Consider the following 12,556-nt stretch of genomic DNA (forward strand, 5'->3'; position numbering starts at 1 on the left):
TATATGAGCTTTTTAATGAGTGCATTACTACGTCATACATCTTCTGGTATTCCTTTATCTTTTATTCTTAAAAACGAATTATCTGACTGGCAAGCACAGCAGCCTGCATTTATACAAAATTGGTTAACTAATACAGGTTTCGAAAAGCAAGGTGTTGCTTTAATCCCTGATGCTAAAACGGGCGAGTTAAGCCAGGTATTTTGTTTAATGCAAAGTAGCGATGATTTTTGGGCTGCGGGTAATTTAGCAAATACACTTCCTACTGGTACTTATCAAATTCAAGGTGAGAGCGCTTTTGTAGAGCAAGTTGCTTTAGGGTTTGTGCTTGGTGGTTACGAATTTAGTGAATATAAAGAAAAACCAACAGCAAAAGCGCAATTAGCCATTAGCGATAAAGCGTTGTTTGAGCGTATTAGCCAACAAGCTGATGCTATTACACTTGCACGTGATTTAGTTAATACGCCAGCGGTAGATATGATGCCGCAACATTTATCGCAAGTAATGGAAGATTTAGCTGCAACTTACAATGGCGAATTTTCACAGTGGATTGGCGATGAGTTACTAGAGCAAAACTACCCGACTATTCACATGGTGGGTCGTGCAAGCGAAAATAAACCGCGTTTACTCGATTTAAAATGGGGTGCAACAGATGCTCCATTAATTACACTAGTAGGTAAGGGCGTATGTTTTGACTCAGGCGGACTTGATTTAAAACCGAGCTCTGGCATGCGTAACATGAAAAAAGACATGGGCGGCGCAGCGCACGTAATAGCACTAGCGCAGCTTATTATGGCAGCTAACTTACCAATTAGGTTACGAGTGCTTGTACCAGCTGTTGAAAATGCGGTATCGCGTAATGCATTTCGTCCAGGCGATGTAATTAAAACCCGCAAAGGCATTATGGTCGAAATTGATAATACCGACGCAGAAGGGCGCTTAGTATTGTGTGATGCGCTAAGTGAAGCACAAAACGATAACCCTGAACTAATTATTGATTTTGCTACGCTTACGGGCGCATGTCGTGTTGCATTAGGCACAGAGCTTCCGGGCTTTTTCTCAACAGAGCGCGATGTAGCAAACGGTATTATTGACGCTGGTTTAAGTGTACACGACCCTGTTTGGCAACTTCCGTTGTTTGAGCAATATAAAAACTTACTAAAAAGTGATGTAGCCGATATGGCAAACTGCGCAAGTACACCGTTTGGTGGTGCTATTACTGCAGCGCTTTACTTAAAAGAATTTGTTGAACCAACAACACCGTGGGTACATTTTGATGTAATGGCGTGGAACTTACGTGCATTACCAGGTCGTCCAACGGGTGGTGAAGCATTAGGTATTCGGGCTGTATTTAACTACTTACAAAATCGTTTTAATAAATAAGTTTTTGATTCAATAGTAAGAACTTGAGCTTATGAGTTTTAAACCTCATAAAGCTCAAGTGGCAAGTTATCTGGATCGGCAAAAAAGGTAAACTTTTTGCCGGTTATTTCATCCACTCTAATATCCTCAACGTTTACTTCGCACGACTCTAAATACGTTTTAGCACTCTGTACATCCGCTACCTTAAAAGCTAAATGTCTTAAGCCGTGTGCTTCGGGATAGCTTGGTCTTACAGGCGCTCCATCAAACGAAAATAGCTCTATTTGGCTACCATCGGGCATGGCTAAATCTAATTTATATGAATTACGATCAGCTCTAAAGTGCTCATTAATAACGTTAAGTTTAAGTACATTACTATAAAAGTGTTTAGAACGCGCATAGTCACTACAAATAATCGCAGCGTGATGAATCCCTAAAAGTTTCAAATTTAATTCCTTAAAAAGCAAAAACGCACTTAAATAAGTGCGTTTTAAATGTGGCTTATTACATCTCGTGTTAGCTTGGCTGCGCTTCTTTACATGCTTTAACGGCCGGTGCTACAAGTTCTAAACCGGTTTTATCACATGGCGGTAAAGCGGCATCGCTTACACTAATAGGCGTTACGCGTTCGCCCCATTTTATGTAACTTGCAGCCCACGTAAGGCCTGCACCAAATGCAGCAGACATAATGTTTGAATGCGGTTTAATTAACCCTTGCTCAACGGCTTCACATAACGCAATAGCAATCGTAGCAGCAGAGGTATTACCATACTCACCAATGTTAACCATTACTTTTTCGTCAGGTACTTTTAAACGATGCTGAATAGCCTGAATAATACGTAAGTTAGCTTGGTGTGGAACGAGTACATTAATGTCATCAAGGCTCAAATCGGCTTGTTTAAGTACATCGTCGCACGCTTCGCTCATGCCTTTAACAGCACGTTTGAAAATTTCACGACCTTCAAATAATAAATCAGATGGACCAATTGGCTCATATTTATTTAAATCACTACCAAAGTTAGTGATGTGTAAAATATCGCGGTCTTCACTGTCACAACCAGTTTTGGTTGCTAGTAAACCAGCTGGCGTATCTGCCGCTTCAAGTACGACAGCACCTGCGCCATCGCCAAATAAAACAGCGCTGTCGCGACGTGCCCAGTTTACATACCAGGTCATACGCTCAGCGGCAATGACCACTGCTTTTTTGATCATACCCGCTTGAATTTGTGCTGTAGCAGCTTGCAATGCATATAAAAAGCCCGAACATGCCGCGTTTGTATCCATTGCGGCAGCGCCTGTTGCACCAATATTTTTTTGCACTTGTGAGGCAGTATTTGCCACAACTGTAGAAGGTGTACAGGTTGCTAATATCACTAAATCAATATCTTTAGGATCAACGCCTGCGCACGCAATAGCATGCTTAGCTGCAACGGTTGCCAGCTCGGCGGTACTTACATGGCTCACTCGGCGAGATTTAATGCCTGTACGCGAGGTTATCCACTCGTCGGTGGTATCAACTATTTCACTAATTTCATCGTTGCTAATGCTTGCTGGTGGAATGCATTTACCCCAACCAGTGATATGTGCGTAAGGCATAGTATGTTCTCTTAAGGTGGTCTGACATGTATTACTAATGGGTGAGTTATACCAAAAAACGGCTTTCAAGACTAGTTTATAGCATGCTTTGTGTCGTAAATATTCGCAATTACAGGTTATTTAAGGTAATGCTAGTATAAAAAAGGAGCAAGTATGAAAACAACACTAATAACAACATTCACTGCAATAACGCTGGCATTAATAGCAAATGGGGCTTTTGCTCAACAACATAAAATTATTTATGCGGGCAGTTTACTTGCATCCGAGGATCAAAAAGTAAAAACAGAGCAAACGTTAGTCATAACAGATAATACAATAACAGCCATTAAAAACGGCTACCTCACAAAAGCAGAACTTAACCTACCTGATGCCGATATTATCAATCTTAAAAATCAATTTGTAATGCCTGGTCTTATTGATATGCATGTTCACGTTACGTTTGAGCGAGATGCTAAAGCAAACCCTCACCGCTGGGCAACAGAATATGACGCCGATTATGCTTTGCGCTCAATTAAATATTTACAACGTACGCTCGATGCGGGTTTTACATCAGTGCGAGATTTAGGTAGCGATCACAAAGTTATATTTCCGCTAAAACGTGCTATTGACCGAAATGATATTAACGGCCCTCGCATTTTTGCAGCGGGTAATACAATATCGCCTACCGGTGGACACGCAGATATGCACGGTTATCGAAAAGATATTACAGATGCGGTTACAGGCGGGATTGGTATATGTAATGGCGCGGATGATTGTAGCCGTGCGGTACGCGAGGTAATTAAAAGTGGCGCTGATGTAATTAAAATTACTGCCACGGGTGGAGTACTAAGTAATACCGCAGCAGGTGTTAACCAACAACTTACAGATGCAGAGCTGATTGCAATTGTTGATACGGCTCACCACTTAGGGCGTAAAGTTACAGCGCATGCACACGGTACACAAGGTATAAAAGCGGCCTTAAAAGCCGGTGTAGATTCTATTGAGCATGGCTCTTATTTAGATAAAGAGGCAATAAAGTTATTTAAAAAAACGGGAGCTTATTTAGTACCGACGCTTTTAGCGGGTGCAACGGTCAGTGAAGAGGTGCTTACAAATCCAAATATGCCACCGGCAATAGCCGATAAAGTGCGTGAAGTAACTCCAAAAATGCAGGCTTCGTTTAAACTTGCACTGAAGAATAAGGTTAATATAGCTTTTGGAACAGACTCTGGGGTGTCGCGTCATGGGCTCAATGCTAACGAATTTAGTTTAATGGTAAACAATGGTATGAGCGAAGCCCAAGCTATTAAATCAGCAACTATACAAGCAGCTAAACTGCTGGGACAAAGTGCACTCATTGGCGACTTGAGTGTTGGTAAACAAGCAGATATTATCAGTGTGAATGGCTCACCGCTTAAAAATATCGACGTACTTAAAAACGTGCAATTTGTTATGAAAGCTGGGCAAGTTTATAAACAATAGGGAAGGTTATGAGCAGCAAAATAAAAGTGTCGTTGTTTAATCATTTGATTGACGCTGAGCGCCAGTTACTAGACCCAGAAGTTCGCCAATCTGAGCGCGCATTAGATGCTTTACTCGATGATGAATTTATCGAAATTGCTGCCAACGGCACTACGTTCAATAAATACCAAGTGCTTACCCGCTTACCTACCGAGGTTGTGCCACAGTTTTATAATCAGCATTTTAAGGGCCGAATGCTGAGTGATGATGTAGTGCAACTTAGTTATCAAACTGCTTATAGGCGCTCTGCTCGGGCGGAGTTTAATTACTCGTTGCGTATGTCGCTTTGGCGTAAACAAGGCGAGCAATGGAAAATGGTGTTTCATCAAGGAACGCCTTGTGCGCCGTTTTCAATTTCGATGGATGATGATTAAAAACCATATACCCGTTAAAATACCTTTATTAAACATTTGATTGGGCAATTACCTCTTGTTAATGCGTACCGACCCCACTATTAGTCGACTATTAATGCTGCGAAGCGGCGCTATTGCGGTGCAATTAATTGCTGTGCTTAGCGTTTATTTTTTACTAGAACATCAAATCGCATTACTGCCTTTACTGATTGTTATTGCCATTGAGGCTGTTTTTCAGCTTATTAGCCTGTTTGCCTATCGTAATGTAAGCCGCGCTAAACCTTTGGGTATGTTGATGCAGCTAACTGCTGATGTATTATTTTTAACGGTTTTGCTTTCGCTAAGCGGCGGTGCAACCAATGCATTTGTATCACTGTTATTGCTCCCAATAATGATAGCTGCTGTTACGCTGCGAGAAAAAGGATTAGCTTATATTGCGGTATTAGCCATTGCCGCATACAGTTTTTTGCTGATAAAGATGCCCGATCACAGTATGCATCAAATGAATATGAGTGGTCATTTTATTGGCATGTGGGTTAATTTTGTTTTAAGTGCTAGCGTAATTGCATTAGTGATTGGCGCAATGAGCAGGGCACTTAAGGAGCGAGAGCGTATTATTGCAAATGTGCGTGAAAAACAATTGCGTAACGAACAGCTTGTTACCTTAGATGGCGCTGCTGCGCAAATAACTCATCAACTAGCGACTCCTATAGCAAACTTACAGTTACTGTTTGAAGAGTTATTAGAAGATCAACCAAACAACCCTATTGTTAAGCACATGCAAGCGCCGCTTACTCAGTGTAGTACACAGCTTAACGACTTTAGAAAACTCTCAGAGCAATTACGCCTTAAAAATTCGCAAGAGCATACCACGGTAAAGCAACTGCAAACACAAATTACAGACACACTTTTACTGCAATACCCTGATCAGCACATTAAATGGATTACGCCACCTATTGCGGCAACGCTATTGAGTGATGCGATGTTATTGCCTGCTATTTTGAATTTATTGCAAAACGCCGCGCTCGCCAATCAAAAACAAGGTCAAACTCAATTAGAGCTGAGTTGGCAGCAAGATAACTTACATAGCGAATGCGTTTACTTGTTAATTCGTGATTTTGGCCCTGGCTTTTCGTCATCGCAATTAGCAGAGCTGGGTGGGCAACTTATGCCAAGCGATCAGGGAATGGGGCTTGCTGTGCTTTTATCAAATGTTACTTTTGAGCGTTTAAATGGCTCACTTACCTTATTTAACCATGCAGATGGCGGTGCTGTCGCCAAAGTGAAACTCGCTATTGTAAACACCGAGAAAACAGCCTCATGAAGTTACTTATAATTGAAGACGACATTAATTTAGCCAGCACACTGGCAAGGCGCTTAACTAAACAGGGCTTTACTTGCGAAGTAGCACATAATCAAAGTGATGCGTTACTCACTGCACGCAAACTATTGCCTGACTTTGTTTTATTAGACATGAAACTAGGTGACGACAACGGACTTGCACTCATAAAGCCGCTGCGTAGTTTGCTCCCCCAAACTCATATTGTTTTACTAACTGGGTTTGCAAGTATAGCAACCGCAGTAGAGGCAATGCGTTTAGGCGCAAACGACTACCTTACTAAGCCGGTTGATATGGCAACATTATTAAAAGCGCTTAACACCGAGCCTGTAGCATCTGCATCGTGTGCTATTGGTGATGCAGTTATGTCGCCGGAGCGCTTAGAGTGGGAGCATATTCAACAAGTGCTTCACAGCAATAATGGCAATGTGTCGGTTACCGCAAGGCAACTTAATATGCACAGGCGCACGTTACAGCGTAAATTACAAAAAAAGCCGGTGCAGCAGTAAAGTACTTAATTTAAGGAAAGTGTTATGAGTAATGATGCAGCAGCATTAATGCAAAATCAAAAAATTATATTATTTGATGCGCAATGTAAGCTATGCAGCGCGTGGTGTAATTTTATTATTACTCACGATACAAATACCATTTTTAAACTATGCAGCGTGCAATCTCCAAAAGGGGAACTGTTGTTAGAACACTTTGGTTTTTCAACAACTGAATATGCCTCAATGGTGTTTGTTGAGGATGGCAAAGCATTTACACAAAGTCATGCTTTTTTTAACGTTGTTAAGCAGTTAGGTTACCCATATAAACTAGCAAACGTATTTAGTATTTTGCCAAATAGGTTTAATAATTGGTTATACGATAGGGTTGCCTTAAACCGCTATACCTTATTTGGAAAATATCAGTATTGTAGAATTCCCAACCCTGATGATGCTAAACATTATTTATAAATTAGGCATTAATACACTGCAGTATAAGTAGATGCTAGGTTTATGGGGTTGTGTTAAAATCGCCGCGTTTAATTTTAGCTAACGGTATAAAAGGCTTTTTTCATGGCAAACACAGCACATGCACTTCACATTTTGGTTAAGCACAAAGAGATTGCAGAAGATATTATTAAGCAATTAGGTAAAGGTGCAAAGTTTCAAACCTTAGCTAAAAAGTATTCGTCATGCCCTTCGGGCAAAAAAGGCGGAGACTTAGGTGAATTTAGACGCGGACAAATGGTTCCTCAGTTTGATAAAATTGCATTTAAAGGTGCAATTTTAGAACCCCACCTAGTTAAAACAAAATTCGGCTGGCATGTAATTAAAGTACTTTATCGAACTTAATTTACTTAAGCAGTTTGGCAATTGACGCGCCTTAACAAGCGTCCACCTCAACACCTATCCAAAACTTTACACTTTGACGAACTAAGAATTAGGATGGGTGTCATCTTAATTTTCTTAATTTGTAGTGATTTGTAGTGATTGCTCTAACTTAGTTTGCTAGGAGAAAAATGATGGGAAATCCATTAGGAATAATTTTACTAATTTTTTCAGTACTTTTAGTCTTATTTTCTTGTAATAGTTTATTTATTTTTTTTAGAGCCTTGTGGTTTTATAAAACGTTGAAAGTTAGAACTATATTGAAGGGAGGAGCGGGGCTTCTTATAGCGTACTTTATTGCTATTTTAATTATAAATAATCCTGAATACTTTGAATTGAAATATTCAAAGCCAAATGAATCCATTTTACAGAGTAAATAGAGGGCCTATTAGCAAGTTACTGTAAGCAGGTAATAGAGTTATCTAACCCTTTTAATAAAAAGAGCTAATGAGCCAGCCAAGTTGCTCAGGCCATTCTTTTTTTTGTATTACGTTTTGCTTTAAATTAACGTGACACCCATCTTAATTGCTGTCTCTTGATCACATCTCCTGTTGTTGCGCTTGCATGAAGCGAGCGCCTTCTAGTAAATTAACAGCGAAAATTAACAAGAAGCGAAAATTAACAAGACACCCATCCTAAATTTTTGCGAAAAAGCCAACAAAAACAGCATGAAGAGCGTATTATTATAAATAATGAATTACGCAAAAAGCTGAGCTATGTAGACAAAATGAAAGTAAAAATAGATAGCCCAATGGGGCGACGATAGCTGTTTATTAAAGAATGGCAAACGACTAGGCTGTATTGACCGGCTTACCTTCAAATAAAAAGCGGAACATTACAGTGAATAAAGGGATGAATAAACTGACCTTACGAGGTCAAGCGAAAGTGAATACCTGTATTGCCTTGTTCATAATATAGAAAAACTGCAAAACACGATGCATTAAGAAGGGGAAGCCCTTTTAACCTCAAATAAGCCATTCAGACACCTGAAATCCCTTCCAAAACACCAATTGAAACAACACCAAACCAGCTTTTTATATTCTATGAAAAACACAGTAATCGATTGAACCAAAATAGGAACTCAGCTATGGTTTATTTATCAATAAAAACAAATTAAAAAACGAGTTAATCTACAGGCTCGTTATGTATTAGGAGGAAAGGTTGGACAAACGTTATCAAGTTTTTGTTAGCTCAACGTATGCAGATTTAAAGGATGAACGCCAAAAAGTCCTCCAGACCTTAATGGAAATGGATTGCATACCATCAGGAATGGAAATGTTCCCAGCCTCTGATGAGGAACAGTGGGAGTTTATTAAGAAAGTAATCGACGACTGTGATTATTATCTATTAATTATTGGTGGTCGTTATGGTTCTTTGTCTAGTGACGGTATTAGTTACACAGAAAAGGAATATCAATATGCTGTTGAGAAAGGCATAAAAGTAATAGCCTTCCTTCACGAATCTCCTGAAGATTTATCAGTTTCCAAAACTGATATTGATCCTGAACTTATGGCCAAACTTAGCGAGTTTAGAAGCCAAGTTTCATCTGGTCGACTTGTTAAATTTTGGACGCACGCAAACGAGCTGCCAGGTCTTGTCGCTTTAAGCTTAACAAAGACAATTAAAACTTATCCTGCCGTTGGGTGGGTTAGGGCTAACAATCAAACTTCATCAGAGTCGCTCTCAGAAATAAATGAATTGAGAAAACAAAACGATAAACTCAATAAAGATTTAGCTGAGCTAAGTATTAAGCCAAAGTCTTCAATCGATAATTTAGCTGATTATACTGAAGTTATTAAGCTAAGTGGTAGTTATAAGAAACAATGGCAAGGTAGCACTTATCAATGGTCAGAAGAAATGACTTGGCAGGATGTTTTTTCATGTATAGCGCCATATCTACTTGAAAATCCGAGTGACGGCTCAGTAAAAATAACAATTAAAAAGAATGCTATAAAACGTACGGTTAGTGACTATCTTGAATCTGATATAGATGACCAGATATTCCAAACAATAAAGATTCAGTTAATGGCTCTTGGTCTTGTTGATGTTGCTTATTCTAAAACGACAAAAGGTGGAATGATGCTTTTTTGGCGCATAACCGAGGCAGGAAAGGACTTAATGTTGAAATTAAGAACTGTCCGAAAGACTAATACATAACAAGTTGCTGCACGCAGAAAAATTACTCGCTGCGCTCCCAATTTTCCGGTGAGCAAAGCGTTATGTGCTTCAATAAGTCTGAGAATTACTCAAGCAAGGAGAGGGTATTTTGACATTAGATGAATACAGAAAAGAATTTGAACAATCTTCAAACAGATCTATTTCAATGCCGGTTGCTGGAGCCATTATTTGGAGTTTAGTTGGGCTTTTAAGTACATAATTTAGCGCAAATATTTCTATTTACACAGAGTTAACGTGACACCCATCTTAATTGGGATAGCTTTGCTTGTTCAATTAAGATACCTGTCTTGCTTTTTTTGCTATATAAATTAGCTGTTTATGTGTTTCGAAACTCAAATAAGTTACTGTGCCAGATGACGCTTTGCTTATCCGAGCACCATTTTCAAATATATTTGAAGGGTGGTCGTTACCTTCTCTGCCAGGCTAGTTGTCTAATATTGAATATTCGTTGGGTTTCGCTACGCTCTACACAACCTACGTGTTTAACTTAAATTTTTACGCAGACGAAAATAGCGTTGCCTGAGCGTTCTGCCCATCAGCCGAAATTAGTTGAGCACTACAAATACCCATTCTAATTTTTATACGGTGAAGAGCATTTTATGAGAATCCAAGAGGGTGTGTTAAAGATAAATTACTTTTAATATTACGAATAATCACGCGCATTTAATACTGTATGTTGACGATAAAATATCAAATAAGTTTATAGTAAGGTGATTATTACTCGCTTACTTATACGCAATAGAAAAGGCTGCAATGTGCAGCCTTTTGAAGTGTTAAACAACAATTTTACTCGCTAAGCGTCTTGCTTGGCTTCTTCTTCACTAATTTGTTTTAGTGCTTGAATGAATGAGTCGCTTGGTTGTCCGCCAGTAAGTGCATATTTATCGTTTATGATAAATGTAGGGACGGAAGTAATACCCATCTGTTTAAAGTTGTCTTGCTCTTGGCGTACGTCTTGTACGTATTTATCTGAATGTAGAATACCGCGCGCAGTTTCTTTATCAAGACCCACTTTTTCAACTACATCGAGCAGTGCTTCTTCTTGATTTAAGTATTTTAAATCGGTGAAGTGCGCTTCAAAAAAGGCGAGTTTTAACTCTGTTTGCTTACCTTCTTCACGTGCCCACATTAATAAACGATGCAAGTCAAAGCTGTTGATCATGATGCGTTTGCCATCAAAATTAAAGGTGAATCCAGCACGTTGACCTGCTTCGAACATGTTTTTACGATTTTCGTCGCCTTGCTCTTCACTTAGGTTGTACTTTTGCATTAAGTGTTCGTTTAAGTCTTGACCTTCAATTGGCATATCTGGATTTAGTTCAAAAGGATGCCACGTAATATCTGCGCTCATTTCGCCTTTAAGTTGCTCTAGTGCAGTTTCTAGGTTTTTATAACCCACTACACACCAAGGGCACATTACGTCTGAAACGATATCAATTTTAAAGTTTTTCATATTTATCCTTTTGAGGATTGCTTATAACTAAGTATAAAAAAGGATATTGGGACGAAGTATGCATTATCAATCCTCAAACTAAAAAGAGCAGCTAAACAGCTGCTCTTTTAGATGGTACTAATCTTTAGGCGTTAAGCCCAAATGGGTCGTCGATGCTATGGCTAGGCTCTGTAAACCAGTGAGGGCCGTTGTCGGTCATGTAAAAATGATCTTCTAAACGCACGCCAAATTCATCGGGTATAACTAACATTGGCTCGTTACTAAAGCACATGCCTGGGGCAAGTGGGGTTTTATCACCGCCAACTAAGTATGGCCATTCGTGAATGTCTAGCCCAATGCCATGCCCCGTTCTATGCGGGCAACCCGGTGTTTGATACTGCGGGCCTAACCCTTGCGCCGCTAAATAGTTACGTGCGCCCGCGTCTACGTCTTCGCAGGTAGCGCCAATTTTAGCGGCATTAAATGCGGCCATTTGCGCTGCTTTTTCGTGATCCCAAAACATACGTTGGCGCATTGTTGGCTCGCCAAATACATAGGTACGGGTTATATCCGATAGGTAATCGTGCACTTTACAGCCGGTATCAATTAATACCATATCGCCTTTTTTAAGTACTTGGGCGTCTTTAACACCATGCGGAAAAGATGTTGCTACACCAAATAAAACAATACAAAAATAGTTACCTGGCGCACCTACTTTTTGGTGTGCTTGCTTAATAAAGGCTTCTACTTCGGTGGTGCTTATTCCCTCATAAAGCATGCTTGCTGTGGCTTGATGCACGGCTAAGGTCATATCCATAGCGCGCTGCATTAAGCTAAGCTCGTGAACTGATTTATGCATACGGCAATGCGCAGTTACAGGTTGTGCGTTTATGAGTGTTAAACCCGTTTGCGCTTTATTAATACCGTCGAATATAAAAAACTGTGCGCTTTCATCAATGCCAATGGTTGCGTTTTCATTAATGTTTAATTTTTTTAATACTTCGACAAAAAGTGCATAAGGGTTTTCGTGCTCTTGCCACCCATGAATAGGCCCATCTATTACTTTAAACCCGTTTAACGAGCCAATTTCAAAATAAGGCGCAATGTATTGTACTTCACCAAGGGCGGGTAATATTGCGCCAACCATGCGCTCGCTCGCGTACCATTTCATACCTGTAAAGTAGGTTAGATTGGTGCCAGCGTTTAAATAAATTGCATCTATGTTGTTTGCTAGCATATACGCTTGCGCCTTGGCTATGCGCTCTAAATGTTCGTCAGCAGCAATAGGGGTTAGCGTTTGCGTCATATTACTTAAGCTTGCCAGTGCTTGCTCGCTTGATTGTGTACCTATACCTATGGTGGTCATGTTTTTCTCCTTGGTTTTTAGGCATTGTGCGCAATGTGAAAAGGGAATTCAATTTTATGA

12 protein-coding genes and 1 pseudogene are annotated in these 12,556 nt (G+C 39.9%); 9 read left to right on the forward strand and 4 right to left on the reverse strand.

The window, feature by feature from the left end; all coding sequences use genetic code 11:
- Positions 1-15: 15 nt before the first annotated feature.
- On the forward strand, positions 16-1,380 hold the full coding sequence (locus tag I6F49_RS09890; protein ID WP_197180150.1) for a leucyl aminopeptidase family protein: 1,365 nt from the start codon (positions 16-18) through the stop codon (positions 1,378-1,380).
- A gap of 38 nt (positions 1,381-1,418) precedes the next feature.
- Here the strand turns inward: I6F49_RS09890 and gloA2 are convergent, their stop codons facing one another.
- Both gloA2 and I6F49_RS09900 read right to left on the reverse strand, forming a co-directional pair.
- Entirely contained in the window at positions 1,419-1,805 is a 387-nt protein-coding gene (gloA2, locus tag I6F49_RS09895) for an SMU1112c/YaeR family gloxylase I-like metalloprotein (RefSeq protein WP_165741174.1), read from the reverse strand.
- A 70-nt stretch (positions 1,806-1,875) separates the two neighbouring features.
- A complete protein-coding gene (locus I6F49_RS09900; protein ID WP_010553987.1) occupies positions 1,876-2,955 on the reverse strand; it encodes a ketoacyl-ACP synthase III in 1,080 nt (359 codons plus the stop codon).
- Positions 2,956-3,108: 153 nt separating this feature from the next.
- On the opposite strand from I6F49_RS09900, the gene I6F49_RS09905 reads away from it, so the two are divergent.
- The 8 genes and pseudogenes from I6F49_RS09905 to I6F49_RS09935 all read left to right on the forward strand — a co-directional run bounded on the left by I6F49_RS09905 (position 3,109) and on the right by I6F49_RS09935 (position 9,677).
- Entirely contained in the window at positions 3,109-4,416 is a 1,308-nt protein-coding gene (locus I6F49_RS09905) for a metal-dependent hydrolase family protein (RefSeq protein ID WP_197180152.1), read from the forward strand.
- 8 nt (positions 4,417-4,424) lie between these two features.
- Positions 4,425-4,829, forward strand: a complete 405-nt coding sequence (locus I6F49_RS09910) for a nuclear transport factor 2 family protein (protein WP_197180154.1) — start codon at positions 4,425-4,427, stop codon at positions 4,827-4,829.
- A 61-nt stretch (positions 4,830-4,890) separates the two neighbouring features.
- Positions 4,891-6,132 carry a sensor histidine kinase gene (locus tag I6F49_RS09915; protein WP_197180258.1) on the forward strand — a complete coding sequence of 414 codons (1,242 nt, stop codon included), beginning with the start codon at positions 4,891-4,893 and terminating at the stop codon, positions 6,130-6,132.
- A complete protein-coding gene (locus tag I6F49_RS09920; RefSeq protein ID WP_197180157.1) occupies positions 6,129-6,656 on the forward strand; it encodes a response regulator transcription factor in 528 nt (175 codons plus the stop codon). Before I6F49_RS09915 ends, I6F49_RS09920 begins: the two co-directional genes overlap by 4 nt.
- Positions 6,657-6,680: 24 nt before the next feature.
- Positions 6,681-7,103, forward strand: coding sequence for a thiol-disulfide oxidoreductase DCC family protein (locus I6F49_RS09925; protein ID WP_197180159.1), 423 nt, complete (start codon positions 6,681-6,683; stop codon positions 7,101-7,103).
- A 102-nt stretch (positions 7,104-7,205) separates the two neighbouring features.
- Positions 7,206-7,484 (forward strand): peptidylprolyl isomerase, encoded by a 279-nt coding sequence (locus tag I6F49_RS09930; protein WP_002959014.1) that lies wholly within the window; start codon positions 7,206-7,208, stop codon positions 7,482-7,484.
- A gap of 679 nt (positions 7,485-8,163) precedes the next feature.
- Positions 8,164-8,464: pseudogene (locus tag I6F49_RS20635) on the forward strand (transposase); the annotation flags it as partial.
- A gap of 217 nt (positions 8,465-8,681) precedes the next feature.
- Positions 8,682-9,677, forward strand: a complete 996-nt coding sequence (locus I6F49_RS09935; RefSeq protein WP_197180161.1) for a DUF4062 domain-containing protein — start codon at positions 8,682-8,684, stop codon at positions 9,675-9,677.
- An 814-nt stretch (positions 9,678-10,491) separates the two neighbouring features.
- Here the strand turns inward: I6F49_RS09935 and I6F49_RS09940 are convergent.
- Together I6F49_RS09940 and I6F49_RS09945 are read right to left on the reverse strand one after the other, a co-directional pair.
- Positions 10,492-11,151: a DsbA family oxidoreductase gene (locus I6F49_RS09940; protein WP_197180163.1), complete on the reverse strand. Its 660-nt coding sequence runs from the start codon at positions 11,149-11,151 to the stop codon at positions 10,492-10,494.
- Between the two features lie 124 nt (positions 11,152-11,275).
- Positions 11,276-12,496: a M24 family metallopeptidase gene (locus I6F49_RS09945; protein WP_197180165.1), complete on the reverse strand. Its 1,221-nt coding sequence runs from the start codon at positions 12,494-12,496 to the stop codon at positions 11,276-11,278.
- Positions 12,497-12,556 lie beyond the last annotated feature (60 nt).

The organism is Pseudoalteromonas sp. SWN166 (genome assembly GCF_015864485.1).
In the GTDB taxonomy this organism is placed as follows: domain Bacteria; phylum Pseudomonadota; class Gammaproteobacteria; order Enterobacterales; family Alteromonadaceae; genus Pseudoalteromonas.

What these genes read in the sequence shown, in the direction of transcription:
- I6F49_RS09920 (WP_197180157.1), top strand. Translation starts at nt 6,129, where the DNA reads ATGAAGTTACTTATAATTGAAGACGACATTAATTTAGCCAGCACACTG.
- I6F49_RS09910 (WP_197180154.1), top strand. Translation starts at nt 4,425, where the DNA reads ATGAGCAGCAAAATAAAAGTGTCGTTGTTTAATCATTTGATTGACGCT.
- I6F49_RS09925 (WP_197180159.1), top strand. Translation starts at nt 6,681, where the DNA reads ATGAGTAATGATGCAGCAGCATTAATGCAAAATCAAAAAATTATATTA.
- I6F49_RS09905 (WP_197180152.1), top strand. Translation starts at nt 3,109, where the DNA reads ATGAAAACAACACTAATAACAACATTCACTGCAATAACGCTGGCATTA.
- I6F49_RS09940 (WP_197180163.1), bottom strand. Translation starts at nt 11,151, where the DNA reads ATGAAAAACTTTAAAATTGATATCGTTTCAGACGTAATGTGCCCTTGG.
- I6F49_RS09890 (WP_197180150.1), top strand. Translation starts at nt 16, where the DNA reads ATGAGTGCATTACTACGTCATACATCTTCTGGTATTCCTTTATCTTTT.
- I6F49_RS09900 (WP_010553987.1), bottom strand. Translation starts at nt 2,955, where the DNA reads ATGCCTTACGCACATATCACTGGTTGGGGTAAATGCATTCCACCAGCA.
- I6F49_RS09945 (WP_197180165.1), bottom strand. Translation starts at nt 12,496, where the DNA reads ATGACCACCATAGGTATAGGTACACAATCAAGCGAGCAAGCACTGGCA.
- I6F49_RS09915 (WP_197180258.1), top strand. Translation starts at nt 4,891, where the DNA reads ATGCGTACCGACCCCACTATTAGTCGACTATTAATGCTGCGAAGCGGC.
- I6F49_RS09930 (WP_002959014.1), top strand. Translation starts at nt 7,206, where the DNA reads ATGGCAAACACAGCACATGCACTTCACATTTTGGTTAAGCACAAAGAG.